The organism is Micromonospora sp. CB01531 (genome assembly GCF_001905095.1).
Taxonomy (GTDB): Bacteria; Actinomycetota; Actinomycetes; order Mycobacteriales; family Micromonosporaceae; genus Micromonospora.
The window spans coordinates 339824-364886 of record NZ_LWLS01000061.1; the positions used below are offsets into that span (position 1 = coordinate 339824).

A 25063-nucleotide genomic window follows, 5' to 3' on the forward strand; every position below is an offset into this window, starting at 1 on the left:
CGGGTGGTTTCCCGGCCGTGCCCGCCCCGGGTCGGGCCGGAAACGGAAACCGCACGTCCGCCGGAAGCCGGCGGTGAGCCGGTCAGAGCTCCTGGAGGATGCGCAGCGCCCGGCCGACCCGTTGCATGGTCTCGGTGTCGGCGACGTCCACGCACTCGGTGAACCACTTCTTCATGGGCGACGAGAGCCGGTCAGGCATCACCACGTACCCGCCCATGGCCACCGCGAGGGGCGAGTCCCGTAGCAACGATTCCTCGACCACCTCGGCCACGATCACGATCGGTACGTCGGTGGAGTTGTAGACGTCGGAGCTGATCACCAGTCCGAGCCGTTCCCGGGCGCCGGAGATGCGCCAGACCTCTCCCCTACGCAGCACGCGGACGTCCGCCGCCGAAGAGGGCGTCGTCGACCATCGCGGCCTCCTGGTCGTCGGCCAGGGCCGCGGACTCCAGATCCAGGCCGGCGCGGCCGACGGCGGCGGCGTGCGCGGTGAAGACCTCGCGCAGCGCCTTCTCCCGGGCGGCCTGGTCCATCCAGGCGGAGAGGGAGAGCCCTTCCCGCTTGGCGAACCGGCGCGCCTCCTCGATCGTCTCGTCCGAGAACGACAGCGTCACCTTGGCGGTCATGCCGGACAGATTACCCACTGGTACGACCAGCAGTCATCCCCACTCGCGCCCGTCGGCGAACCGGACACCAGGGCACGGGCGGGGCGGACGGGACAACCCCCCGCCGGACGCTCAGGCGGGCCGGCCGCGACGCGACGGTCGACCCCGCAGGCGCGCCGACCGTCACGGGCGGCGGCCGCCGAAGACGGCGAACCGCCACTCCTTGAAGAAGCAGTCCACGTCGGTCAGGCCGGCGTCGGTGAGCCAGCGGCACTGGTCGGTCACCGGCGCCGGCCGGTCGTGCCGCATCCGCTCCCGGGCCGCGGCGATCTCCTCGGCGTCCGAGCCCAGCTCGGTGATCCGGGCCGTCCAGACCTCGTCGTAGCGCCGGTCCAGCGCCGGGGTCGGGCCGGCGACCTGCTCGGCGTTGACGAACACCCCACCGGGCACCAGCGTCTCGGCCGCCCGCCGGTAGAGCGCCCGCTTGCCGTCGTCGACCAGGTGGTGGATGGCCAGGGCCGAGACCACCGCGTCGTAGCGGCCGGCGGGCAGCGGGCCGGTGAGATCGGCGAGCACCGTCCGGTGCGGCACTCCCCGGGCGGCCAGGTGGCCGGTGGCCACCGCGAGCATGCCCGGCGCGGCGTCGACCAGGGTCAGCCGGACGCCCGGCACCGCCGCGGCGAGCAACAGGGAGAGCAGGCCGGTGCCCGCGCCCAGGTCCAGCACCTCGGGGGTATGCCCCGACGCGAGCGCCGCCCGCAGCGGCGGTGCGGCGACCTGGACCGCGGTGCCGTAGAAGGCGTCGAAGCAGGGCACCAGCCGGCGCCGGGCCTCGTCGTAGCTCCCCGCCACCGCGTCGAACGCGTCCGCCACACTCATCGCGCCTCCCATTATTCAGGATTTCCGTCTCATATTCTAAACCTGCCCATCCGGCCCGTCACTCCCGTGCGGCGTGAGGCGCTCTTGACAGGACCGAAACAGACGGGACCCGGACCGGAAACCGCCCACCGGCACGCTTTCCCGACATGACACAGGGTGCCCGCGTGACGACGCGACCGGAGGTCCACCGCCGGGAGGTCGCCACGCACTGCCCGTACTGCGCCCTCCAGTGCGGCATGGTGCTGCGCGAGGCCGACGGGCGGATCGAGGTCGCGCCCCGCGATTTCCCCACCAACCGGGGCGGGCTGTGCCAGAAGGGCTGGACCGCCGCCGAACTGCTCGACCACCCCGACCGACTGGCCGCCCCGCTGCTGCGGGACCGGCCCGGCGCGCCGCTGCGCCCGGCGAGCTGGGACGAGGCCCTCGACCGGGTGGCCGCCGGGATCCGCGCCGTCCAGGACCGGCACGGGCCGGACGCGGTCGCGGTCTTCGGCGGCGGCGGGCTGACCAACGAGAAGGCGTACGCGCTCGGCAAGTTCGCCCGGGTGGCGCTGCGTACCCGGCACATCGACTACAACGGCCGGTGGTGCATGTCCTCGGCCGCGGCGGCCGGGCTGCGCGCCTTCGGCGTCGACCGGGGGCTGCCCTTCCCCCTCGCCGACCTCGGCCGGGCGGACACCCTGCTGCTGGTCGGCGCGAACCCGGCCGAGACCATGCCGCCGCTGCTGCGGCACCTCGCCGACCAGCGCGCCCGGGGCGGCCAACTGATCGTGATCGACCCCCGGCTCACCGCCACCGCCCGGCAGGCCGATCGGCACCTGCAGCCGTTGCCCGGCACCGACCTGGCGGTGGCCAACGCGCTGCTGCACGTGGCGCTCACCGAGGGCTGGCTCGACCGGGCGTACGTGGCCGACCGGACCAGCGGCTTCGACGAGGTCCGGCGGACCGTGGCCGGGTACTGGCCGGCCGAGGTGGAACGCCTCTCCGGGGTACCGGTGGCCGACCTGGAGGCGACCGCCCGGGCGCTCGCCACGGTGGACCGCGCGATCATCCTCACCGCGCGCGGCGCGGAACAGCACGCCAAGGGCGTCGACACGGTCACCGCGTTCATCAACCTGGCGCTCGCCCTGGGCCTGCCCGGCCGGCCCGGCTCCGGGTACGGCTGCCTCACCGGCCAGGGCAACGGCCAGGGTGGTCGGGAACACGGGCAGAAGGCCGACCAGCTCCCCGGGTACCGGCGGATCGACGACCCGGCGGCCCGGGAGCACGTGGCGCGGGTCTGGGGCGTACCCGCCGACGACCTGCCCGGGCCGGGGGTGCCGGCGTACGCCCTGCTGGACTCGCTCGGCACCGCGACCGGCCCCCGGGCGCTGCTGGTCTTCGGCTCCAACCCGGTGGTGTCGGCGCCCCGGGCGGCCCGGGTCGAGTCCCGGCTGCGCGCCCTCGACCTGCTGGTGGTGGCCGACTTCGTGCGCTCCGAGACGGCCGACCTGGCCGACGTGGTGCTGCCCGTCGCGCAGTGGGCCGAGGAGGACGGCACGCTGACCAACCTGGAGGGTCGGGTGCTCCGCCGGCGGGCGCTGCGCGAGCCGCCGCCCGGGGTCCGCACCGAGCTGGCCGTCCTCGCCGGCCTGGCCGCCCGACTGCACGCGGGGGCCATTCTTCATCGCACCCCGCACCGCACGGACCTCTTCCCAACGCCCGGGTCCGCTGGCAGCGGCGGGGGCAACGCAGCCGGCGGGCACGGCTTCCCGGCCGATCCGCGCACCGTTTTCGAGGAACTGCGCCGGGCTTCGGCCGGCGGGCCGGCGGACTACGCCGGGGTGACCTGGGAGCGGGTCGAACGGGACGAGGGCGTCTTCTGGCCCTGCCCCGACCCGGACGGGCCGGACACGCCCCGGCTCTTCACCGAGTCCTTCCCGACCCCGGACGGGCGGGCCCGGTTCCACCCGGTGACGCACTGGCCGGCCGCCGAGGAGGTGTGCGCGGAGTACCCGCTGCACTTCACCACCGGCCGGGTGCTCGCCCACTATCAGTCCGGCGCGCAGACCCGGCGGGTCGACGCGCTGCGCCGGGCCGCCCCGGAGGGCTTCGTCGAGCTGCACCCGGACCTGGCCGACCGGCTCGGCGTGGCCGGGGGCGACGAGGTGCGCGTCGTCTCCCGCCGGGGCGAGCTGCGGGCGCCGGCCCGGCTCAGCCCGGCGATCCGGCCGGACACCGTCTTCGCGCCGTTCCACTGGCCGGGCGCGGCGCGCGCCAACTCGGTCACCAACGACGCCGTCGACCCGCTCTCCGGCATGCCGGAATTCAAGATCTGCGCCGTCCGGGTGGAGAAGGCATGAGCGGGCGAAGCATCCGGAACAGCGCCGTGGCGCCTCATGGCCGATCGGAGCGGAGCGGAGATCGGTCATGAGAGTGGTCATCGTCGGCTACGGGATGGCGGGCGCGCGGCTCGCCGCCGAGCTGCACGCGCGGAACGGCGACCGGAAGGTCACCGTGCTCGGGGCGGAGCAGCACCGGGCGTACAACCGGATCATGCTCTCCGCCCTGCTGGCCGGGAAGATCGACGAGCCAGACGTGGCGCTGACCGAGGTCGCCGGGCAGGGCGTGGACGTCCGGACCGGGCTGGCGGTCACCGCGATCGACCGGGCTGCCCGGGAGGTACGCACCGACGACGGCGACCGGCACGGCTACGACCAGCTGGTCCTCGCCACGGGCAGCCGGGCCGTGGTGCCGCCGCTGCCCGGGCTCGACCCGCTGCCCGACCGGGTGGTCCCGTTCCGCACCCTGGACGACTGCCGGCGGATCCTCGCCGCCGCCCGGGGCGCCCGCCGCGCCCTGGTGCTCGGCGGCGGGCTGCTCGGGCTGGAAGCCGCGCGCGGGCTCGCCGACCGAGGGCTGGACGTGACCGTGGTCCACCCGACCGGATGGCTGATGGAACGACAGCTCGACCCGGCCGCCGGGGCGGTGCTCGCCGGCACCCTCGCCGGGCTGGGCGTACGGGCCGCGCTGGCCGTTCCGGCGACCGGGGTGGCCGCCGACGCCGACGGGGTCCGCCTCGACCTCGCCGACGGCCGCTCGCTCCACACCGACCTGCTGGTGCTCTCCTGCGGCGTACGCCCGGACACCGCCCTGGCCGCCGCGGCCGGGCTGGCCGTGGATCGGGGCGTGCTGGTGGACGACCGGCTGCGGAGCAGCGACCGGCACATCTCGGCGATCGGCGACTGCGCCCAGCACGCCAGGGCGCTGACCGGGCTGGTCGCCCCGGCCTGGGCGCAGGCCCGGGTGGTGGCCGAGGTGCTGGCCGGCGCGGACCCGCTCGCCCGGTACCGGCCGCGGCCGGTGGTGACCCGGCTCAAGGCGGCCGGCATCGACCTCGCCGCGATGGGCGACACCGCCGGCGGCACACCGCCCGCCGGCACCGCCGCAGATGACGGCGGACCGGTCGAGGAGCTGACCTTCGCCGACACGACCCGCGGCACGTACGCCCGGCTGCGGATCCGCGACGGCCGGTTGACCGGGGCGATCCTGCTCGGCGACAACCCGGCCGTCGGCACGGTGGTGCAGCTCTTCGACCGGGGTGACCCGGTGCCCGCGGACCGCCGGTCGCTACTGCTCGGGCGGGCGTCCGGCGCCGCCCCGGCCACCCCCCGCCGCGTCCCCGGCGCTGATGCCGGACGCGGCCACGGTGTGCCAGTGCAACGACGTCCACAAGGGTGCGCTGGTGGCGTGCTGGCGTGCCGGCGCCCGGACCGTCGAGGAGTTGTCGGCGGCGACCCGGGCGGCGACGGGCTGCGGCGGCTGCCGGGACGCGGTCGCCGGCATCGCCGACTGGCTCGCCGAGGCGGACCCGGTGGCGGTAACGCGATGAACGGAGTGCGGGGGCGGGAAAGCGGAGGTGATGGCATGCGGGGCGGCAGACTGGTGGTCGTCGGCAACGGCATGGTCGGGCAACGCTTCGTCGAGGCGTTGCGGGCCCGGGACCACGACCGGCGCTGGCGGGTGACGGTGCTCGCCGAGGAGCGGCGGCCGGCGTACGACCGGGTCCGGCTCTCGGCCTTCTTCGACGGGGTCGGCGCGGCGGAGCTGAACCTGCACACTCCCGACGACGGCGTGGTGCTGCACCTGGGCGAGCCGGTAACCACGATCGATCGGACGCGGCGGGTGGTGACCACGGCGACCGGCAGTCACCCGTACGACGCCCTGGTGCTGGCCACCGGGTCGTACGCCTTCGTGCCGCCCGTCGACGGCGCCGACCTGCCAGGCGTGTTCGGCTACCGGACACTGGACGACCTGGCCGCGATCCGGGAGCACGCCCGGGGCCGGCGGACCGGGGCGGTGATCGGCGGCGGGCTGCTCGGCCTGGAGGCGGCGAACGCCCTACGCCTGCTGGGCCTGTCCACCAGCGTGGTCGAGTTCGCGCCCCGGCTGATGCCGGTACAGGTGGACGAGGCAGGCGGGGCGATGCTCCGCCGTTACGTCGAGGAGCTCGGCGTCACCCCGTGCCTCGGGGTGGCCACCACCGCGCTGCGCCCCGGCCCGGACGGCACGGTCGCCACGCTGGAGCTCTCCGACGGCCGTACGGTCGACGCCGAGCTGGTCGTGGTGGCCGCCGGCATCCGGCCGCGGGACGAGCTGGCCCGGACGGCGGGCCTGCCGCTCGGGCCGCGGGGCGGGGTGCTGGTCGACGCCACCTGCCGGACGGCGGACGAACGGATCTGGGCGGTCGGCGAGTGCGCGGCGGTGGACGGCACCTGCCACGGCCTGGTCGCTCCCGGGTACGCGACCGCCGAGGTGGTCGCCGACCGGCTGCTCGGCGGGGCGGCCACCTTCCCCGGCGCGGACACCGCGACCAAGCTCAAGCTGCTCGGGGTGGACGTGGCCTCGTTCGGTGACGCGCACGGCACCACCCCGGGCTGCCTCGACGTCACCTTCACCGACCCGGCCACCCGCACGTACGCCAAGCTGGTCCTCTCCGACGACGCGCGGACGCTGCTCGGCGGCGTCCTGGTGGGCGACGCCAGCGCGTACCCGACCCTGCGGGCGAGTGTCGGCGGGCCGTTGCCCGCTCCCCCGCTGGCCCTGCTGGCACCGGCCGGGGGCGCCCCCGCCGGGGTCGGCGCGCTGCCGGCCGCGGCCCAGGTCTGCTCCTGCAACGCGGTGACCCGGGCGGACATCGACGCGGCGATCGCGGGCGGGGCGGGGGACGTGCCGGCGTTGAAGGCGTGCACCCGGGCCGGTACGAGCTGCGGTTCCTGCCTACCGATGCTCAAGCAGCTCCTCGACGCGGCCGGGGTGCGGCAGTCCACCGCGCTCTGCGAGCACTTCGACGCCGGCCGGCAGGAGCTGTTCGACATCGTCCGGGTCCGCGGCATCCGCACCTTCTCGCAGCTGATCGCCGAGCACGGGCGGGGGCGCGGCTGCGACATCTGCAAGCCGATGGTGGCCTCGATCCTCGCCTCCCTCGGCACCGGGCACGTGCTCGACGGCGAGCAGGCGTCCCTCCAGGACACCAACGACCACTTCCTGGCCAACCTGCAACGGGACGGCAGCTACTCGGTGGTGCCCCGAATCCCCGGCGGGGAGATCACCCCGGAGAAGCTGATCGTGATCGGCGAGGTGGCCCGAGACTTCCGGCTGTACACCAAGATCACCGGCGGGCAGCGGATCGACCTGTTCGGGGCCCGGGTCGAGCAGCTCCCACAGATCTGGCGCCGGCTGGTCGACGCCGGCTTCGAGTCCGGCCACGCGTACGGCAAGGCCCTGCGCACGGTGAAGTCCTGCGTCGGTGAGACCTGGTGCCGGTACGGGGTGCAGGACTCGGTTGGGCTGGCCGTCGCGCTGGAGCTGCGCTACCGGGGACTACGCGCCCCGCACAAGCTCAAGGCGGCGGTCTCCGGCTGCGCTCGGGAGTGCGCCGAGGCCCGCGGCAAGGACTTCGGCGTCATCGCCACCGAGACGGGCTGGAACCTCTATCTCGGCGGCAACGGCGGCTTCCGGCCCCGGCACGCCGACCTGTTCGCCACCGACCTGAGCACCGACGAGCTGGTCACGCTGATCGACCGCTTCCTGATCTATTACATCCGGACCGCCGACCGGTTGCAGCGCACCGCCGCCTGGCTCGAGGCGATGGAGGGCGGGCTCGATCACCTGCGCGCGGTGCTGGTGGACGACTCGCTCGGGCTCTGCGCCGAACTGGACGCGGCGATGGCGCGGCACGTCGCGTCGTACTCGGACGAGTGGCGGGACGTGCTGGCGGACCCGGAGCGGCTGCGCCGGTTCACCTCGTTCGTCAACGCCCCCGACGTGCCCGATCCGTCCATCACGTTCACCGCCGAACGCGGCCAGCCGGTGCCCGCGCGCGGCGCACCACCGGCGTCCGGCGCCGACCGCCGCCGCCAGCCGGTGGCGCTCGGCCTTCCGGAGGTACGCCCATGAGCCAGCGCAGCGAGCGAATCAGTCAGCTCAGCCTCGTGAACTCGTCGCGACACCGAGCGGAGCGAGGTGACGCGACGAGGAGGCCCAACTGGACGTCGGTCTGCCCGCTCGACCGGTTGGACCCCGATCGCGGGATGGCCGCGCTGGTCGACGGCGTGCAGGTGGCGCTCGTCCGGACCGGCGGCGAACTGTACGCGGTCGACAACCTCGATCCGGTCGGCGGCGCGTACGTGATGTCCCGGGGGATCGTCGGCAGCCGCGGCGGCGTGCCGACGCTGGCCTCCCCGCTGCACAAGCAGGTCTACGACCTACGGACCGGGTGGTGCCTGGACCTCCCGGACGTGGCGCTGCGGCGGCACGAGGTGCGCTGCCGGGACGGGCAGGTCGAGGTGCGGCTGCGGCAGGAGGAGTGATGCGGGAGGAACTGGCCGGCTTCACCATCGGGGTCACCGCTGACCGGCGACGCGACGAGCTGGCCGCGCTGTTGCAGCGGCGCGGCGCGCGGGTGGTGCTCGCCCCGGCCCTGCGGATCGTGCCGCTGGCCGACGACACCGACCTGCGCGAGGCCACCCGGGCCTGCCTCGACCGCCCGCCGGACGTGCTGATGGCCAACACCGGCATCGGGATGCGCGGCTGGCTGGAGGCGGCCGAGGGGTGGGGCCTGGGCGAACCCCTGCGTGCCGTGCTCGCCCGGTCCTACGTGGTCTCCCGCGGCCCGAAGGCGACCGGCGCGATCCGGGCCGCCGGGCTGCGCGAGCACTGGTCCCCGGCCTCGGAGAGCTGCGACGAGGTGGTCGACCACCTGGTCCGGCGCGGCGTGTCCGGCCAGGTCGTCGCGCTCCAACTGCACGGCGAGCGGCAGCCGGAGTGCACCGAGGCGCTGGAAGCGGCCGGTGCCACGGTGCTCGAGGTACCGGTCTACCGGTGGGCGCCGCCGACCGACCCGGCTCCGCTGCACCGGCTGATCGACCTGGTCGCGGGGCGGATGGTCGACGCGGTCACGTTCACCTCCGCCCCGGCGGCGGAGGCGCTGCTGCGGGCGGCCGGGGACCGCACCGAGACAGTGCTGGCGGCGCTGCGGGGGGACGTGCTGGCCGGTTGCGTCGGCGCGGTCACCGCCGAACCGCTGGTCCGGCGGGGGGTGCCGGTGGCCGCCCCGAGCCGCGCCCGGCTGGGCGCCCTGGTGCGGACGATCGTGGACGAGCTGCCCCGCCGGACGGTGACCGTGCGGGCCGGCGGGCACCAGCTGACGCTGCGCGGGCACGCCGCCGTGGTCGACGGGGAGTTGCGGCCGCTCGCGCCGGCCCCGATGGCGGTGCTGCGGGCGCTCGCCGCGTCGCCCGGCAAGGTGCTGTCCCGCACCGCCCTGCTGCGTACCCTGCCCCTAGGCGCGGACGAGCACGCGGTGGAGATGGCGGTCGCCCGGCTGCGGGTCGGACTGACGGCGCCCCGGGTGGTGCAGACCGTGGTCAAGCGCGGCTACCGCCTCCGGGTGGACTGACGGCAGCGGGGCTGCCTTCGGCGCACCGACCCGGCGGAGCCGCCCGTCCGGTCCGGCTACGGACGGGACGGGCGGGCGGTCAGCCGACCGAGGCCGGGTAGCCCCGGTCGTGCTCGGCCTGCAGCCGGAGCATGGCGTGCTCGACCACGGTCACCAGCACCTGCTTGACCGACTCACGATGCCGGGCGTCGCACATCACCAGCGGCACGTCTGGCGAGATGGCCAGCGACTCGCGGACCTCCTCCAGCTCGTACTGCGCGGCGCCGTCGAACCGGTTCAGCGCCACCACGTACGGCAGGTTGCGGTTCTCGAAGTAGTCCAGCGGGGCGAAGGCGTCGCTGATCCGCCGGGTGTCCACCAGCACCGTGGCGCCCACCGCACCCCGGATGATCTCGTCCCACATGAACCAGAAACGGGTCTGGCCCGGCGTGCCGAAGAGATACAGGATCAGGTCCTGGGCCATGGTGATCCGGCCGAAGTCCATGGCGACCGTGGTGGTCTCCTTGCCGGGCACCTTCGACGGATCGTCGATGCCCACCCCGGCCGCGGTCATCAGCGCCTCGGTGGTCAGCGGCGTGATCTCGGAGATTGCGCCGACCAGGGTGGTCTTGCCCACCCCGAAGCCACCCGCGACCACGATCTTCGCGGAGATGATCTCCCGGCTGCGGCTCGCCCCGGCGGGGTCATAGTTCGCGAAGTCCACTTAGCACCCTTCCCAGCAAGTTCATCCGCTCCTGGAACCCCGTCGCGGGAGCGGCAGTGTGTAGCGTCAGCAGGCCCTCGGCCACCAGGTCGGCGACCAGCACCCGGGTGACGCCCAGCGGCATCCGGGTGTACGCGGCGATCTCCGCGAGCGACTGCGCCCGGCCCTCGCAGACCAGGGCGATGCGGTACTTGTCGTGCCCGGCGAACCGCGCCTCGGCCGACTGTGTGGGCGTGCAGGAGAGCACCGCCTCCAACGCGATGTTCTGCAACGGCTCGGTGCGGCCGCGGGTGACCGCGTACGGTCGCACCAGCGCCCCACGCGGATCCCGCCGTGGTTCCATCTCGCGATCACCTCCCTCCGTACGGAGCCGGTCGGCTCCCGGTCACCAGGTCACACCGAACGCCGGTCAGGACCGGACAGCATCCCGCGGCAGCGGGACCAGCGCCTGGCCGACCCGCTCCACCAGCAGCGCCATCTCGTAGCCCACCTGGCCCACGTCGCAACTCCGGGCGGCCAGCACCGCCATCGAGGAGCCGTCGCTGATCGACATGAGGAACAGGTATCCGCTGTCCATCTCGATGACCGTCTGGAGCACCCCGCCGGCGCTGAACATCCGCGCGGCGCCCTCGGTCAGGCTCACCACGCCGGAGGTGATCGCGGCGAGCTGGTCGGCTCGGTCCGCCGGCAGGTCGCGGGAGGAGGCGAGTAGCAGCCCGTCCGCGGACACCGCCACCACGTGGGCGATACCCGCCACGCTGTCGGCGAAGTTGGTGAGCAGCCAACCCATGTCCTGCATGGCCGCTGGCCTGTTCATCGGTTCGTCTCCTTGGTCGAGTTGCTGTTCAGGTCCGCGCCGGCCGTCCGACCCCGCTGCACACCGCGGTGGTAGGCCGACAGCAGACCTCGTACTTCATCCGGCGTGCGCTTGGCGCGGGACCGGCCGCCCTTCGGCTCGATGCCGCCGGGAACGAGCTGGGCCTGCGGCACGCGCTTCGGCAGGCCGGAGCGGGTGGTCCCGCCGGTGCTGGGCTCCGCGGCCTGGCTGGCCCGCGCCCAACCGTCGTCGGCCGCCGTCCGCCAGGCGTCTGGGTCGATCGCCGGCGGCGCGGGCGGCGCGGGCGGGGGCACGGCGGCGGGCGGCGGGGTGTACGGCGGTGGCGAGGCCATCGCCGACGCCTGGGCGCCCGGGGTACGGGTCGGCAGCGGCGGCGCGGTGGCGGATCGCTTCGGGGCGGGCGGCGGGTCTTCGTCGAACCGGGGCCGGGCGAAGATCGTGGTCTCGTCCTCGCCATGCGAGCGGAACCAGACCGCCTCCATCTCCCGGAAGATCGGCGCCTCGGCCGGGTGGGCCGCCAGTGGCGCAGCCGGGGCCGGCTTGGCGACATCGACCGGCGGGGCCGACGCGAGCGGCTGGTACGCCGACACGGCGGGGTACGCCGGCGGCGCGGAGGTGGGGCCGAGCGGCGTGGCCGACGCGCTGGTTGCGGCCACCTCCCCGCCCGGGGTCCGCTTCGGCAGCGGGGCGAGCGCGGGGTACCCGAGGGTGGGTCCGCCCACCGCGTAGCCGGCACCGGAGACGGGGGTCGCCGGGGCGGGCGGCGGCACGGGCGGCAGCGCGCCCGTGCCGCCCCCGACCTGCACGGCGGGGCCGGTGTCCCGCGCCTCGTCCAGGGACTGCCAGCGGGCGGGCGGCGTGGGGGTCCGCCACTGGTCGGTGAGCGTGGCCGTGGTGGTCCGCCCCGCGCCGGCCAGCGGTTCTGCGGTGTGGCCCACCGGATTCAGCGGGGCCTGCTCGACGGCGAGCGGCTGGCGCGGCCGGCTCAGCTGGGCCGGGCCCCGGTTCGCCGGCAGCACCACGGCGGAGTTCGGCAGGGTCACCTGGGCGACGGTGCCGCCCTCGACGTTGCGGCGCAGCTCGACCCGGATGCCGTAGCGGGCGCCAAGCCGGCTGACCACGGCCAGGCCCATCAGCCGGAACGCGGCCACGTCGACCGTGGGCGGGGCGGCCAGCCGCCGGTTCAGCGAGTCGAGCTGCTCGTCGCTGAGGCCGAGGCCGCGGTCCTCGACCTGGATCAGCACGTAGTCCCGGATCCGTCGACCGTCCGCGACCACTGTGGTGTTCGGTGGCGAGAACCGGGTGGCGTTGTCGAGCAGCTCGGCGACCAGGCGAACCACGTCGTTGACCGCGTGCGCGGCGACCGAGATGTCGGTGTCGACGGTGCCGAACTCGATCCGGTTGTAGAGCTCCACCTCGGACTGGGCGGCCCGCAGCACGTCGACCAGGAGCGCGTCGTCCCGGCGCGGCACGGCCGAGTCGGCGCCGGCCAGCACCAGCAGGTTCTCGTCGTTGCGGCGCATCCGGGTGGCCAGGTGGTCGAGTTCGAAGAGCTGGGCCAGCCGCTTCGGGTCCTCCTCGCCCCGCTCGATCGCGTCCAGCTCGCCGATCATCCGGTCGACCAGGTTCTGCGAGCGCCGGGCCAGGTTGAGGAACATCGCCGAGACACTGGTCCGCAGCGCCGCCTGCTCGGCCGCCACCCGGACCGCTTCCCGGTGGACCACGTTGAAGGCCGCCGCCACCTGGCCGACCTCGTCGCGGTTGGTCAGCTGGATCGGGTCCCGGACCTGCTGGACGATCTCGTCCACGCCACCGTCGCCGATGGCGTTGACGTTCTGCAGCCGGTTGACCGCGTCCGGCAGGTCGTGGTTCGCCACCGCAAGGGCGCCCTCGCGCAGCCGGCGCAGCGACTCGTTCAGCGAGCGGGCCAGGACCACGGCCAGGCTCACCGCGATGAACAGCGTGAGCAGGACGATCAGGCTCTCCAGGACGGCCTGCCGGATGACCGCCGACAGGACCGCGTCGGCGTCGGCGAGCAGCTGGTTCTGGAGCTGGATCTCGGCCCACCGCATCAGGTCGTTGACCGCGCCGATGGCGGCCGCGGCGTCGTCCCGACCGACCAGCGGGGCCTTGTTGACCGAACGGGACACGTCGTTCGCGACCCGGTCGGCGAGCTGCACCGCGTCACCGGAGACCGTGCTGTCCACCAGGGCACGCTGTGCCGGCTCGGCGGCCTGGGAGAAGGCGATCAGCGCCTCCTGCTGGGCGGTCAGGGTGCCGACGAAGGAGGAGAACTGTTCCTCGTCGATCCGGCCGGCGGCGAGCGCGGTGAAGACCACCGCCTGCTCCTCGGCGACCTCCGCCTTGGCGTGGGCGAACGCGGCCACCGCCCGCCGGGCATCGGCGATGCCCTCCGCACCGGGCTGCTGGGCGAGGGTGTCGCCGTACGCGACCAGGTCGTTGAGGATGATGCCGTAGCGCAGGGTCGCCTTGGCCACCGGCATCTGTTGCCGGTCCAGGACCTCCTGCCGGGTGCCGTTCAGGGCGGCCAGGTGGTCGTCGATGACCTTGAGCCGGCTGCGGACCGAGGCCGGCACGTCGCCGAGCCCGATCCGTTCCTCCTGGTACGCCGCGATCCGCTCGTCGGTACTCCGTACCCGCAGGTTGTAGTCGTCCGGCTTCTGCTCCGCCCCGGCCAGGTACGCGGCCGCCGCCATCCGCTCCTTGTGCAGGTCCTGGGCCAGCGCCGACACGTCGATCGACAGCGCGGTCAGCGACCGGATCCGGGTGGCGTCGTACGCGCCCTCGCCGACCGAGACGAGTCGGATGGTCGCCAGTGCGATGACGGCTGCCACCGGAACAACCAGGATGAGAGCGAGCTTGGAACGGATCCGCGCGTCTCGCAGCCGAGGCAGCCTCCGTCGCCGGTTCCGCTGACCGGCGTCAGTGCTCTCGGGCAGGGTCGTAGGTCCGGTGCTCACGACATCGCCTCCGTCGTTTCTTCCACGCTTGACCCGCCGACCCGTGCCTGGTGCAGCGGCCAGCGCCACGCGCGGCACGGCCGGAATTTCATCAGAAGAGATCCGACTTGGGAAGCCGCAGTGAGGCAGGAAACGCCCGGCGGCGACTCAACCCCTGATCCGGTCAACTATTACCTTCATTTCCTCAAGCCCCTGAACAGGGCATGTAACTCCAAGGTGGTCATTCGTATCTGCGCAGTAATTACCGGTTAACGTTCCGTGCCCCCAGCATGTGGGACGACCGTCCCACGCAACTCCCGGCAGCGCGCTTGACCACAGGGCTTGGCATTGGCAAGGTTTTGCAGGCTTCGCGCACACCGTACGGCAGACCAATCCCGTTTCTCCACTGAGGACGGACTAGCGGCGGTGATCGGGCCTGCGCCCACGCCGCACCTGGAGGACTGAGTTGAGCCCCATCCGCTCCGCGAGCATCGCGGCGCTCGCATCGGCCGTGCTGGCCACCACGCTCACCGGCTGCCAGTTCGGCGGGGAGCAGCAGGACATCAGCCCCATCGTCATCGCGGCGGACCTCGAACTGTCCGGCGGCTCCGCGCCGGTGGGCAAGGTGTACCAACGCGCGCTGAAACTGAAGGTGGACCAGCTGAACTCCTCCGGCGCACTCGGCGGCCGAAAGATCGAGCTCAAGGTGAAGGACAACCGCTCGGACGCCGCCGAATCCTTGCGCAACATCAACGATTTCGCCAATGACTCGCGGATCAGCGCCGTCATCATGGGCGGTTGCAACGATTGCGCGGTCGGCGCCGCCCGGACGATCGGCGAGAAGCGCATTCCCACGATCGCGCTGGCGTCCACCAGCGCCGTCACCGAACCGGTCGCCGAGCGCAAATACGTCTTCAAACTGGCGCCGAACGCCGGCGACAGCGCTGCCGCGCTCACCGCCGAACTGGCCCGGAAGGGCCTCCGCAAGGTGGCCGTGCTGCACAGCGCCGACCAGTCCGGCCAGGAAGGGCTGACCGCGCTGCGCCGCGAGTTCGGCAAGGCCGGCATCCGGCTGCTCCGTGCCGAGGCGGTACGGCCCACCGACACCGACGTCAGCGGCCAGGTCTCGCAACTGGTGGCGAAGAAGCCGCAGGCACTGGTCATCTGGACCTCACCGGAGCAGGCCTCGCTCGCGGCCGACAACGCCCGGGAGAACCGCTACCCCGGGTCGCTCTTCTTCGACGCGGCGGCGGCGGGCGACCTCTTCCTCGGCGCCTCGGCCAAGTCGACGGAACAGGCGACGCTGATCTTCACCCAGACCATGGTGATCGACGACGTCATCGCCACCACCCCCGCCAAGGCGGCCCGGCGACAGTGGTTCCAGGACTACACCGCCCGTTTCGGCGGCTACCACGGCACCTCCTCGTTCGCGGCCGACGCGGTGCAGCTCATCGCGGACGCCGAGCTGCGCTCCGGCACCGCGGCCGGCAAGGTGAACCGGGACGCCCTGCGCGACGTCCTGGAGACCTCGCAGCTCGACGGCCTCTCCGGCCCGATCCGGATGACGCCGGACAACCACTCCGGGCTGATGCCGCAGGCGCTGACGACGCTGGTGGCGCGGGGTGGCCGCTGGCGGCTCGCTGGCTGATTTTCTTCCTTGCGGTTGGGGTGTGGCCCCAGCACAACCGGCTCCGGGCGGTCAGGCTTGATCCCTCCGCCGGTTGCGCTGGGGCCACACCGTCGGTGGTTCCGCGCCGTCCGCCCCCGCTTGGTTGATCTCGGGTGTCTACGGTCGGCGTCCGGTCCACTGTCGGCGTTGTGAGTCTCGTGCGTGCCTTGTGGTGGTTACCTGGCGGAGGTGGTGGCTCGGACCCAGGGGAGGGCCAGGCGTTCGAGCAGGGTGAGGCCGGAGTAGAGCACGATGCTCATCAGCGCCACCAGCACGATCGCCGCCCATGCCGTCGGGTAGTCGCCGATGCCGTTGTACTGGATGATCTGCTGGCCCAGCCCGGGTTGGTCCGAGTAGAACTCCCCGATCACGGCGCCGATCGCGGCGAGCGGCATGGCCACCTTGAGCCCGACGAAGATCTGCGGCAGCGCGGCCGGGAAGCGCACCTTCCGGAACGCCTGCCACCACGACGCGTTGAGCGACCGGCCCAGCTCGGCGAGGTCCGTCGGGGTGGTGGTCAGCCCGGTCGCGGTGGACAGCACGATCGGGAAGAAGCAGAGCAGGAACACCATGGTCAGGATGGGTTTCTCCCCCCAGCCCACGGCGACCACGAGCAGCGGCCCGAAGGCGATCTTCGGCACCGCGTTGACCGCCACCAGCAGCGGCGCGAACATCCGCTCCACCCGGCGGGAGGCGGCCAGCGCCATGCCGATCAATACCCCGACGGCCGACGAGAGCAGAAAGCCGAGCAGGGTCATCCAGGTGGTGAGCCCCAGCGCCGGCAGCAGTACATGCGCCGACCCGGTCAGCGAGCGCCACACCGACTGCGGCGGGGGAAGCACCGCCTGGTGGATCAGGTGCAGCGAGGTGACCAGCCACCAGGCGGTCACCGTGATCACCAGCCCGATCGCCGGCAGCAGCACCGTGGTCGGGCGTACGGCCGACCGGCGCGGGACGGGCGGGGGCTGCGCCGGTGCCCCGGCGCTGCTCTCGGTCAATTGCGTCAAGGTGTCCTCATCTCTCCGCCGGCCGGACGACCGGCACGCGAAGGGGGTGCCCCCGCCGGAGCCCCGGCGAGGCGCACCCCCGTAGTCCGAACCGGCCGGTCAGGCCTTCGGCGCGAGGTTGAAGTCGATGATCTGGTCGGGGGTCAGGTTCTGCTTGAGCGCGCCCGCGCCCTGGAGCAGCGCGATGGACTTGGCCACCCGGCCGCTGTCCAGGGCGCCGATCGCGGTGCCGGAGTTGTTCGACCGGACGTACGCGGCCATCAGCTCCAGCTCGGCGGCGGCCGCGGCCGGGTTGGTCGCGTCCACGTTCTTCTTCAGGATGTCCGCCGCCTCCTTCGGGTTCGCGAGGCTGTACTCGAGGCCCTTGAGCAGCGCCGCGACGAAGCGCTTGACCATCTCCGGCTTTTCCTTGGCGATCTTCGCGGAGGTGATCAGCGCGTTGCCGTAGAGGTCCTGCATCACGTCGCTGTAGGGCAGCACGACCGGCTTCTTCGTGGTCACCGCCTGGACGGTCGGCTGGCCGACCACGAACTGACCGATGCCGTCGACCGAGCCGGAGCCCAGCATGCCGATCAGCGCCTGCGCCTCGCCATTGACCCAGGTCACCTTGCTGGCGTCGATGCCGGCCAGCTTGGCGTACGTCGGGAAGAGGTTGTAAACGACGGAGAACTTGGTGTCGGCAAGCCGCTTGCCCTCCAGGTCCTTCGGGGTGGCGATGTTCTTGCCCTCGACCGAGACGATGGCGGCCATGGTGCGCTGCTGGATCGCCGCCACCGCGACGAAGTCCTCGGCCTCGCCGTTGCCCATCTGCAGGAGGCCGCCGGTCAGGTCGATCGGGCCGAAGTCGGCCTGGCCGCCGGTGATGGTCTGGATAACCGAGCCGGTGCCCTGCCCGGGCTTGATGTCAACCTCGAAGCCGGCCTCCTTGAAGAAGCCCTTCTCCTTCGCCACCCAGGCGTACGAGTCACGCCCAAAGTTGCCGAACGAGGTGAGGTAGGTCACCTTCTCCAGGGTGCCGCTGGCCGCGTTCTTGGTGTCCGCGGACTTGTCCGAGTCGCCGCTGCAGCCGGCGACGAGGGCGAGGGCGGTGGCCAGCGCGGCGGCGGCGACCGTACGGGTCAGCCTTCTCATCTATGCACCATGTCCTTTCCGACCAGGCAATGTCCGCCTAGCCGGGTCGTGGTTCGACGGTACCGGCAGGAGGGGACAGCCGACCGGACCGTCGTGAGGGGATTCTTCGCGCGCAACAGCGTACGAGAAGCTAGTTGAATGCCGTCAGGCGTACGGGTTGCGGAACGGATACGAAGTTGCCTGACGTAAACCGGACTGCCGTCTAACCCGGACGGTGCTATGCAAGGCTGCGCCCGCTACGCTAGCCCGGCTCACGTTCGTGACGTGGAAGGGAGCCGGCGGGAGATGATCCGACTGTCCGAGGTGTCCCGCACCTTCGACGGCCGCTCGGGACGGGTCGAGGCCCTGCGCGGCATCGACCTCGACGTCGCGGAAGGCGAGTTCGTCGCCATCCTCGGCCGCTCCGGTTGCGGCAAGTCGACACTGCTCCGCATGATCGCCGGCCTGCTCCCGGCCACCGCGGGCGAGATCACCGTGGCCGGGACGCCCATCACCAAGCCCCGCCGGGACATCGCCATGCTGTTCCAGCGGCCCGCGCTGCTGCCCTGGCGCACGGTGCTGGACAACGTCCTGCTGCCGGTGGAGATCTTCGGCTGGAGCCGGGCGAAGCACCGGGACCGGGCCTGCGAGCTGCTGGCGATGGCCGGGCTCGGCGGCTTCGAGAAGCGCCTGCCGCACGAGCTCTCCGGCGGCATGCAGCAGCGGGTCTCGCTGTGCCGGTCGCTGATCGGCGGACCACGCGTGATGCTCATGGACGAGCCCTTCTCGGCGCTCGACGCGCTCACCCGGGAGGAACTCTCCGGCGAGCTCCAGCGGGTGCACATGGAGACGAAGGCGACCATCGTCTTCGTCACCCACTCCATCGACGAGGCGGTGCTGCTCGCCGACCGGGTGGTCGTGCTCAGTCCGCGCCCCGGCCGGATCCGCAAGGTGGTCGAGGTGGACGTCCCCCGGCCGCGCACCCTCGGCCGGCACGCGCACCTGGCCGACGTGGCCCGGATCAGCGCCGACCTGCACGAGCTGCTGATGGAGCGGGACGCGCCCGCGCAGCCGGAGCCGGCCGGGGCGGCCCGGCAGTGACCATGCGAGTGTCGGTCTTCACCGAGCCGCACCGCGGAGCCAGCTACGACAACCAGCTCCGCTTCGCCCGGCGGGTGGAGGAAACCGGCTTCGAGGGCTTCTTCCGGGCCGACCACTACCGGTCGATGGGCGATGACCCGGGCCTGCCCGGGCCCACGGACGCCTGGCTCACGCTGGCCGCGCTGGCCCGGGAGACCTCCCGGATCCGGCTCGGCACGCTGGTCAGCTCGGCCACCTTCCGGCTGCCCGGGCCCCTGGCCGTGCTGGTCGCCCAGGTCGACCAGATGAGCGGCGGCCGGGTCGAGCTGGGCCTCGGCGCGGGCTGGTACGAGCGGGAGCACACCGCGTACGGCATCCCGTTCCCCCCGGTCGTGGAGCGGTTCGACCGGCTGGCCGAGCAGCTGGAGATCATCACCGGGCTGTGGCGTACCCCGGCGGACGAGACGTTCAGCTTCGCCGGCGAGCACTACCAACTCCTCGACGCGCCCGCGCTGCCCAAGCCGGTGCAGCGGCCCGGCCCGCCGGTGATCGTCGGTGGGCGGGGCCCCAAGCGCACCCCTGAGCTGGCCGCCCGGTACGCCGACGAGTTCAACCTGCCGTTCAAGTCTGTCGCCGAGACGGCCGCCGCATACGACCGGGTACGCGAGGCGTGCGACCGGACCGGCCGCGCCGAGTCGGGGCGGCCGCCGCTGGTGCTCTCCGCCGGGGTGGTGGTGGCCATCGGCCGTACCGACGCGGAGGCGCAGCGCCGGGCCGCGCCGCTGCACGTCAAGAGCGCCCTCCCCGCGGAGGATCCGGTGATCGGCTCACCCGCCCAACTCGTCGACCGGCTCGGCGAGTTCGCCGTCGTCGGCGCCACCCGGGTACACCTGCGCCTGATCGACTTCGACGACCTCGACCACCTGGAGCTCATCGCCGCCGAGGTGCTCCCCCAACTGGACGGAACCCGATGACCGACCTCTCCGCCGACCTCGAACTCGGCCCCGTGGGCCAGGAGATCGTCTTCGAGAACGACAAGGTGCGGGTCTGGCACATCCGCCTGGAGCCGGGCGAGCGGCAGCCGCTGCACCGGCACGCCCACCCGTACCTGGTGGTCGCGATCCAGGGTGCGAAGAACGTGGTGCAGACCATCGACGGCACCACCATCGATGCCGACGAGCCGACCGGCGGGGTGGTCTACCGCGACCCCGGCGCCGTGCACATGCTGACCAACGTCGGCGACACCACCTACCTGGCCCGCCTCGTCGAGCTGAAGTAACCACCCCGACACCAGCGCGCCGCACCCAGAGTGGTAAGTGGCGATCGACCCCACCTGGCCGTAACGTGCCGGACATGGCCTTTCGGACGTGGGGCAGGCTGCTGCTCACGGCGCTCGTGGTGAGCTTGCTGGCCGGGGCCGGCCAGCTCGGCATCGCATACGGGTTCGGCGTCGTACGCCTCAACGGCGCGTTCATCGACGGCTCGGTCAACCGGTGGCCGGCCCAGCTCGTCTGGGTCGCCTGGTTCGCGGCGATCGCCGCGGTGACCGGCGCCGTCCTCACCGAACGGTTCGCCCGGCGGGACGGGCTGCCCGGCGGCACCAGCGAACAGCTCGCCGTCGCCGGTGCCGCCGCCCTGGGCGCGATCGTCGTCGCACCACTGTGCATGCAGCCGGCCCGCGCGGCCGAGCTCGGCGGCACCATCGAGCCGGTGTGGGCGGTCGGCATCTGCGCGATCCTCGGCGCGGTGGTCGGGGCGGGCGCCGCGATCGCCGTCCTGCTCAAGCCGCCGCTGGGTTGGAACATCGCGCTGTCCGCGGGGGCTGTCTGGCTGCTCGCGCTGGTCTCCGCCGCGCCGTCGGTGGCCTCGACCGGGCCGCTGCTCAGCGTACGCCTGGGGGTCCTCGAACCGTCCTGGCTGGATCCCGCGCCGGCGCAACGCCTGGCCGCGCTGATCATGCCCACGGTGGCCCTGCTGGCCGGCGCGGCCGTCGGGGCGCTGGCCCGCCGGCGCGGGCACTCCCCGCTCGTCGGGGGGGCGGCCGGGGCGGCCGGCCCGATCCTGCTGGCCTTCGCGTACCTGACCGCCGGCCCCGGCGTCGCGACCGACCGCTACCAGCTCGCCCCCTACTACGGGGCGCTGGTCGCGGTGGCCGTCGGGGCGCTCGGCTCGGCCGCCACGACGGTGCTGCGCCGGCCGGTCGCGGAGACCGAAACCACCGCGATCGAGCCGACCGACATCCTCCAGCCCCTGCCGTCGTCGCCCGCCGGTCCCGGCGACCCGGGCTTCGCCGCGGAGCCGGCCACCGACTCCCTGGCGGCTGTCGAACGTACGGCCATGCAATCGAGCCTTCCCGAGGCCGGGCGGGAGCCGACCCCCCGGAGTGCCGGCGCCCCCACACCCGCCCACTGGGACTGGCCGCGGCCCTCCGGGCTCACGCCATCGCCCCGGCCGGCCCACCGGTCCCGGGCCGACCGGACGACCCCCGACCGCACCGGCCTGGACGACCGCACGGTTTCCGAGGAGCACACCGCGTTCGAGGACCGCCCGGCCGCGGCCGGGCCCATCGAGATCGAGGGCCCGCGCACCTCCGGCGACCGCGCCGGCGTTGACCGCCGCATTGCCGCCGGCCACGCCGCCTCCGTTGAGCCCGCCACCCCGGCCGGCCGGGGTGGCACCGACGAGCGCAACTCCGCCGACGAGCCGGGTTCCCTCGCCGGGGCCGCTGCCGAGCCGGAGCCGGCGGCTTCGCCGAGCCCGGCCGGCGACGCCGGCAGCGATGTGCCCGAGGCCGTGCGGGACGCCGACGACCTGACGCAGACTCTGCCGGTGCCCGGGCTGCTGCCCCCGCGGCGGCGCACCGCCGCCATCGACGTGCTCGCCGCCGGCCGCCCGGCGCCGGAGCAGGCGGTCAAGCCGCAGGAGTCGACCGCCGCCCCGGCCCCGGCGACGCTTCCGGAGCGGATGCCGTCGCCGGACGTCGCGGCGCTCGCGGGCGCGGCGCCGTCGCCGCGGGCCGAAACGCCGGCCGGACCGGAGCCGGACCACAGCACGCCACTCGGGGAGGCAGCCACGACGTCGCCCACCGTGCCACCGGGCGGCGGCCTGCCCGACCACGAGGCGCCGGCCCGGGCGGACGGAGACGACTCGACGGCCCCGGCACCCGCCGCGCGACCGACTGCCGGTCGCCAGTCCCGCCGGCAACCGCGGCCGGCACCGGCCGCGGCCAAGGCGGTCCCGGCCGAAGCGGGCAGCGGCCAGCTGACCGACGCCGAAACGGACCCGCGAACGGATTCGCCTGCCGTGGACGCCGCCGCGCCGGTCCAGGTCGGGCAGGAGCCGGCCGCAGCCGCACCGGAGAGCGCGTCGGCGAACCCCTCGGCGGCGGAGGCGGCGGCCGGTGCCGGCGATCCGGGCTCGACGAGCGCCCGCCCGGGCAGCCGATCCAGGCGCGGACGCAAGACCCGCACCAGCCCGGCAACCGCAACGACTCCGGCCGGCGCGACGAGCCCCGCCCCGGCCTCGTCGACCGGGGCGACCCCAGCCGAGGCGGCGCCCGGCGCGGCGGCCTCCACCGAGGCGAAGCCGGCCGAAGGAACGCCCGGCGCGGCGCCCTCCATCGAGGCGAAGCCGGCCCAAGCGACCCGAGCCCGCCGGAGGCCAGCCCGGACGGCCTCGACCGAGGCGGACCCGGCCCGGGCGCCCCGGATCGAGGCGGACCCGGCCCAGGCGGCCCCGATCGAGGCGCCGCACGTTCGGGCGACACCAGAGGTGCCCCCGGCCGACCCGCACCCGGCTGCGCCCGAGGTCGACGTACCGGCGCGCTCGGCGTCTCCGGCGACGCCGCCGGCCCCCCGGGCGGCCGGTGACCTCGACCAGCGGCCCGGCGGCCGGACGCCGCTGTTCGGCGCCGAGCCGTCCGACGCCACGGCGGATCCCCAGATCAACGAGGGTGGACGCCCAACCCGGAGTTACTTCTTCTCCGACGACGAGCCCGCGGCGACCGACCTACCCGGGCCGGCCGACGCACCGGCGTCGCCGCGCCCGCGCTTCCCGATCTTCGAGGACGTGACGGATCCGCCGGAGGAAGCCCTGCCGACCGGGCCGGTGGCACTCCCACCCAGCCAACCGGTCGGCCCACGGGACGGTGCCGGGCCGGGCAGCAGCGGCGGCGGCGACCCGACCGGTGCCACCGGCAGCACGACGGACACTCCGGACCGGACGGAGGCGCCGACCGGGGCAGCCCAGGTCGAGCCGATGCCGCGTCCCCGTCACCGGGCCCTGCCCGACCTGGGCCGGGAGGCCCGTTGGGACGCCTTCGCCAACGCCCGGCAGGCGACCCCCGTCCTGCCGAACGCCCCGCAGCCCGGCGGCCGGCACGCCGACACCACCGGATCCCCGACCGAAGGTGAGGAGGGCGGGGAGCCGGGTGACGGACGGTCGAAGCTCCGTGGCCTGTTCCGGCGCAACCGGGCCAAGGGCACGCCGGGTGACGCGGGCCGCGAGTCCGAGTCGCTGGCGCAGGACGATGAGTACGTCGACTGGGTCGCCGGACTCGCCTCGGACGACGGGCAGGACATCCCTACGCTGCGCGGCGGCCGCCACCACCGCGACTGACCCCCCGGTCCGGGCCGGCCACCTGGCCGGTCCGGGCCGGAGGCGCTCAGGCCAGCGGCAGGTGGACCCGGGAACCGGTCGAGCGGAACTCGGCGGACTTGTCCCGCATGCCGCGCGCCGCGTAGTCCGCCAGTTCCTGGGTGATCTTCATGGAGCAGAACTTCGGCCCGCACATCGAGCAGAAGTGCGCGGTCTTCGCCGGCTCGGCGGGGAGCGTCGCGTCGTGGTACGACCGCGCGGTCTCCGGATCAAGCGCGAGATTGAACTGGTCCTCCCAGCGGAACTCGAACCGGGCCCGGGACAGCGCGTCGTCCCAGGCCTGCGCCCCGCGGTGTCCCTTGGCCAGGTCCGCCGCGTGCGCCGCGATCTTGTACGCGATCACGCCCGCTTTCACGTCGTCCCGGTCCGGCAGCCCGAGGTGCTCCTTCGGGGTGACGTAGCAGAGCATCGCGGTGCCGTACATGCCGATCATCGCGGCGCCGATCGCCGAGGTGATGTGGTCGTACGCGGGCGCGATGTCAGTGGTCAGCGGCCCCAGCGTGTAGAAGGGCGCCTCGTGGCACCACTCCTGCTGGCGGTCCACGTTCTCCTTGATCTTGTGCATCGGCACGTGCCCGGGGCCCTCGATCATCACCTGGACGTCGTGCTCCCAGGCGATCCGCGTCAGCTCGCCGAGGGTACGCAGTTCGGCGAACTGCGCCTCGTCGTTGGCGTCCGCGATCGAGCCGGGGCGCAACCCGTCGCCGAGCGAGAACGTCACGTCGTGCCGGGCGAAGATCTCGCACAGCTCCGCGAAGTGCGTGTAGATGAAGTTCTCCTCGTGGTGCGCCAGGCACCAGGCCGCCATGATCGAGCCGCCCCGGGAGACGATGCCAGTCACCCGGTCCACGGCCAGCGGCACGTACGGCAGCCGCACCCCGGCGTGCACGGTCATGTAGTCGACGCCCTGCTCGGCCTGCTCGACGACCGTCTCGCGGAACACCTCCCAGCTCAACCGCACCGGGTCGCCACCGACCTTCTCCAGCGCCTGATAGATCGGCACGGTTCCGATCGGCACCGGCGCGTTCCGCACGATCGCCTCGCGGGTCTCGTGGATCCGCTGCCCCGTGGACAGGTCCATCACGGTGTCCGCACCCCAGCGGGTCGCCCAGGTCAGCTTCTCCACCTCCTCGGCGATGGAGGAGGTGACGGCCGAGGTGCCGATGTTGGCGTTCACCTTCACCAGGAACGCCTTGCCGATGATCGCCGGCTCGCACTCCGGGTGGTTGACGTTGAGCGGCAGCACCGCCCGCCCGGCGGCGATCTCGTCCCGGACGAACTCCGGCGGCACGCCCTCCCGGATCGCCACGAACTCCATCTCCGGCGTGACCAGCCCGGCCCGCGCGTACGCGAGCTGGGTCGGGCGCTTCCCGTCGGCACCGGCCAGCGGGGTGCCCGCGTCGCGCACCGGTGCCACGTCACCGCGTTCGGCGATCCACGGTCCGCGCAGCGGCGGCAGCCCCACCGCCGGGTCGGAGCCGGGACCGGAGGTGTCGTAGAGCCGCACCGGCGGGTTGTCCCCGGTCAGCGTCACCTCGGCGAACGGCACCCGGACGTCCGCGCGTGACCCCTCGACGTACACCTTGCGTCGTGCCTGCATGCCAGCCTCCTGTCGGC

The 25063-nt window shown here is 73.7% G+C and carries 19 protein-coding genes and 1 pseudogene; 10 read left to right on the forward strand and 10 right to left on the reverse strand.

Annotation, left to right across the window (positions count from 1 at the left end; genetic code table 11):
* Nucleotides 1-82: 82 nt before the first annotated feature.
* The 3 genes from A6A27_RS13300 to A6A27_RS13310 form a co-directional block, all read right to left on the reverse strand.
* The gene (locus A6A27_RS13300) at nucleotides 83-376 is read right to left on the reverse strand and encodes a hypothetical protein (RefSeq protein WP_073834887.1); all 294 of its coding nucleotides are present in this window, start codon (nucleotides 374-376) and stop codon (nucleotides 83-85) included.
* Nucleotides 366-626 (reverse strand): DUF6364 family protein, encoded by a 261-nt coding sequence (locus A6A27_RS13305; RefSeq protein ID WP_073834888.1) that lies wholly within the window; start codon nucleotides 624-626, stop codon nucleotides 366-368. Before A6A27_RS13305 ends, A6A27_RS13300 begins: the two co-directional genes overlap by 11 nt.
* A gap of 162 nt (nucleotides 627-788) precedes the next feature.
* Nucleotides 789-1484 carry a class I SAM-dependent methyltransferase gene (locus A6A27_RS13310; RefSeq protein ID WP_073834889.1) on the reverse strand — a complete coding sequence of 232 codons (696 nt, stop codon included), beginning with the start codon at nucleotides 1482-1484 and terminating at the stop codon, nucleotides 789-791.
* A 146-nt stretch (nucleotides 1485-1630) separates the two neighbouring features.
* On the opposite strand from A6A27_RS13310, the gene A6A27_RS13315 reads away from it, so the two are divergent.
* The 5 genes and pseudogenes from A6A27_RS13315 (at nucleotide 1631) to A6A27_RS13335 (ending at nucleotide 9423) form a co-directional block, all read left to right on the forward strand.
* Entirely contained in the window at nucleotides 1631-3826 is a 2196-nt protein-coding gene (locus tag A6A27_RS13315) for a molybdopterin oxidoreductase family protein (RefSeq protein ID WP_073834890.1), read from the forward strand.
* Nucleotides 3827-3893: 67 nt separating this feature from the next.
* Nucleotides 3894-5355, forward strand: a pseudogene (locus tag A6A27_RS13320) (FAD-dependent oxidoreductase).
* Nucleotides 5356-5390: 35 nt separating this feature from the next.
* On the forward strand, nucleotides 5391-7922 hold the full coding sequence (nirB, locus tag A6A27_RS13325; protein WP_073834891.1) for a nitrite reductase large subunit NirB: 2532 nt from the start codon (nucleotides 5391-5393) through the stop codon (nucleotides 7920-7922).
* Nucleotides 7919-8335: a nitrite reductase small subunit NirD gene (nirD, locus tag A6A27_RS13330; RefSeq protein WP_083672578.1), complete on the forward strand. Its 417-nt coding sequence runs from the start codon at nucleotides 7919-7921 to the stop codon at nucleotides 8333-8335. Before nirB ends, nirD begins: the two co-directional genes overlap by 4 nt.
* The gene (locus tag A6A27_RS13335) at nucleotides 8335-9423 is read left to right on the forward strand and encodes a uroporphyrinogen-III synthase (protein WP_073834892.1); all 1089 of its coding nucleotides are present in this window, start codon (nucleotides 8335-8337) and stop codon (nucleotides 9421-9423) included. The genes nirD and A6A27_RS13335 overlap by 1 nt, the downstream gene beginning before the upstream one ends.
* Before the next feature lie 79 nt (nucleotides 9424-9502).
* On the opposite strand, the gene A6A27_RS13340 is transcribed toward A6A27_RS13335, so the two are convergent.
* The 4 genes from A6A27_RS13340 to A6A27_RS13355 all read right to left on the reverse strand — a co-directional run bounded on the left by A6A27_RS13340 (nucleotide 9503) and on the right by A6A27_RS13355 (nucleotide 13945).
* The gene (locus A6A27_RS13340; protein WP_073834893.1) at nucleotides 9503-10126 is read right to left on the reverse strand and encodes a GTP-binding protein; all 624 of its coding nucleotides are present in this window, start codon (nucleotides 10124-10126) and stop codon (nucleotides 9503-9505) included.
* Nucleotides 10107-10469 carry a DUF742 domain-containing protein gene (locus A6A27_RS13345; RefSeq protein ID WP_073834894.1) on the reverse strand — a complete coding sequence of 121 codons (363 nt, stop codon included), beginning with the start codon at nucleotides 10467-10469 and terminating at the stop codon, nucleotides 10107-10109. The genes A6A27_RS13340 and A6A27_RS13345 overlap by 20 nt, the downstream gene beginning before the upstream one ends.
* A 66-nt stretch (nucleotides 10470-10535) precedes the next feature.
* Nucleotides 10536-10943 carry a roadblock/LC7 domain-containing protein gene (locus tag A6A27_RS13350; RefSeq protein WP_073834895.1) on the reverse strand — a complete coding sequence of 136 codons (408 nt, stop codon included), beginning with the start codon at nucleotides 10941-10943 and terminating at the stop codon, nucleotides 10536-10538.
* Entirely contained in the window at nucleotides 10940-13945 is a 3006-nt protein-coding gene (locus tag A6A27_RS13355) for a sensor histidine kinase (RefSeq protein ID WP_073834896.1), read from the reverse strand. Before A6A27_RS13355 ends, A6A27_RS13350 begins: the two co-directional genes overlap by 4 nt.
* 445 nt (nucleotides 13946-14390) lie before the next feature.
* Here A6A27_RS13355 and A6A27_RS13360 point away from each other — a divergent pair, with 445 nt between their 5' ends.
* A complete protein-coding gene (locus A6A27_RS13360; RefSeq protein ID WP_073834897.1) occupies nucleotides 14391-15572 on the forward strand; it encodes an ABC transporter substrate-binding protein in 1182 nt (393 codons plus the stop codon).
* Nucleotides 15573-15769: 197 nt separating this feature from the next.
* On the opposite strand, the gene A6A27_RS13365 is transcribed toward A6A27_RS13360, so the two are convergent.
* On the reverse strand, nucleotides 15770-16600 hold the full coding sequence (locus A6A27_RS13365) for an ABC transporter permease (RefSeq protein ID WP_073834898.1): 831 nt from the start codon (nucleotides 16598-16600) through the stop codon (nucleotides 15770-15772).
* Between the two features lie 99 nt (nucleotides 16601-16699).
* A complete protein-coding gene (locus A6A27_RS13370) occupies nucleotides 16700-17731 on the reverse strand; it encodes an ABC transporter substrate-binding protein (protein ID WP_073834899.1) in 1032 nt (343 codons plus the stop codon).
* A 285-nt stretch (nucleotides 17732-18016) separates the two neighbouring features.
* Here A6A27_RS13370 and A6A27_RS13375 point away from each other — a divergent pair, with 285 nt between their 5' ends.
* The 4 genes from A6A27_RS13375 (at nucleotide 18017) to A6A27_RS13390 (ending at nucleotide 23407) form a co-directional block, all read left to right on the forward strand.
* Complete coding sequence (locus A6A27_RS13375; RefSeq protein ID WP_073834900.1) at nucleotides 18017-18811, forward strand: ABC transporter ATP-binding protein; 795 nt, start codon at nucleotides 18017-18019, stop codon at nucleotides 18809-18811.
* Between the two features lie 2 nt (nucleotides 18812-18813).
* Entirely contained in the window at nucleotides 18814-19764 is a 951-nt protein-coding gene (locus tag A6A27_RS13380; protein WP_073834901.1) for an LLM class F420-dependent oxidoreductase, read from the forward strand.
* A complete protein-coding gene (locus tag A6A27_RS13385) occupies nucleotides 19761-20069 on the forward strand; it encodes a cupin (RefSeq protein ID WP_073834902.1) in 309 nt (102 codons plus the stop codon). Before A6A27_RS13380 ends, A6A27_RS13385 begins: the two co-directional genes overlap by 4 nt.
* 74 nt (nucleotides 20070-20143) lie before the next feature.
* Complete coding sequence (locus tag A6A27_RS13390; RefSeq protein ID WP_073834903.1) at nucleotides 20144-23407, forward strand: hypothetical protein; 3264 nt, start codon at nucleotides 20144-20146, stop codon at nucleotides 23405-23407.
* 46 nt (nucleotides 23408-23453) lie between these two features.
* Here the strand turns inward: A6A27_RS13390 and thiC are convergent, their stop codons facing one another.
* Nucleotides 23454-25046 carry a phosphomethylpyrimidine synthase ThiC gene (gene thiC / locus A6A27_RS13395; RefSeq protein WP_073834904.1) on the reverse strand — a complete coding sequence of 531 codons (1593 nt, stop codon included), beginning with the start codon at nucleotides 25044-25046 and terminating at the stop codon, nucleotides 23454-23456.
* Nucleotides 25047-25063 lie beyond the last annotated feature (17 nt).

What these genes read in the sequence shown, in the direction of transcription:
- A6A27_RS13385 (WP_073834902.1), top strand. Translation starts at nt 19,761, where the DNA reads ATGACCGACCTCTCCGCCGACCTCGAACTCGGCCCCGTGGGCCAGGAG.
- A6A27_RS13305 (WP_073834888.1), bottom strand. Translation starts at nt 626, where the DNA reads ATGACCGCCAAGGTGACGCTGTCGTTCTCGGACGAGACGATCGAGGAG.
- nirD (WP_083672578.1), top strand. Translation starts at nt 7,919, where the DNA reads ATGAGCCAGCGCAGCGAGCGAATCAGTCAGCTCAGCCTCGTGAACTCG.
- A6A27_RS13375 (WP_073834900.1), top strand. Translation starts at nt 18,017, where the DNA reads ATGATCCGACTGTCCGAGGTGTCCCGCACCTTCGACGGCCGCTCGGGA.
- nirB (WP_073834891.1), top strand. Translation starts at nt 5,391, where the DNA reads ATGCGGGGCGGCAGACTGGTGGTCGTCGGCAACGGCATGGTCGGGCAA.
- A6A27_RS13350 (WP_073834895.1), bottom strand. Translation starts at nt 10,943, where the DNA reads ATGAACAGGCCAGCGGCCATGCAGGACATGGGTTGGCTGCTCACCAAC.
- A6A27_RS13315 (WP_073834890.1), top strand. Translation starts at nt 1,631, where the DNA reads ATGACACAGGGTGCCCGCGTGACGACGCGACCGGAGGTCCACCGCCGG.
- thiC (WP_073834904.1), bottom strand. Translation starts at nt 25,046, where the DNA reads ATGCAGGCACGACGCAAGGTGTACGTCGAGGGGTCACGCGCGGACGTC.
- A6A27_RS13335 (WP_073834892.1), top strand. Translation starts at nt 8,335, where the DNA reads ATGCGGGAGGAACTGGCCGGCTTCACCATCGGGGTCACCGCTGACCGG.
- A6A27_RS13380 (WP_073834901.1), top strand. Translation starts at nt 18,814, where the DNA reads ATGCGAGTGTCGGTCTTCACCGAGCCGCACCGCGGAGCCAGCTACGAC.
- A6A27_RS13370 (WP_073834899.1), bottom strand. Translation starts at nt 17,731, where the DNA reads ATGAGAAGGCTGACCCGTACGGTCGCCGCCGCCGCGCTGGCCACCGCC.
- A6A27_RS13345 (WP_073834894.1), bottom strand. Translation starts at nt 10,469, where the DNA reads ATGGAACCACGGCGGGATCCGCGTGGGGCGCTGGTGCGACCGTACGCG.
- A6A27_RS13390 (WP_073834903.1), top strand. Translation starts at nt 20,144, where the DNA reads ATGGCCTTTCGGACGTGGGGCAGGCTGCTGCTCACGGCGCTCGTGGTG.
- A6A27_RS13310 (WP_073834889.1), bottom strand. Translation starts at nt 1,484, where the DNA reads ATGAGTGTGGCGGACGCGTTCGACGCGGTGGCGGGGAGCTACGACGAG.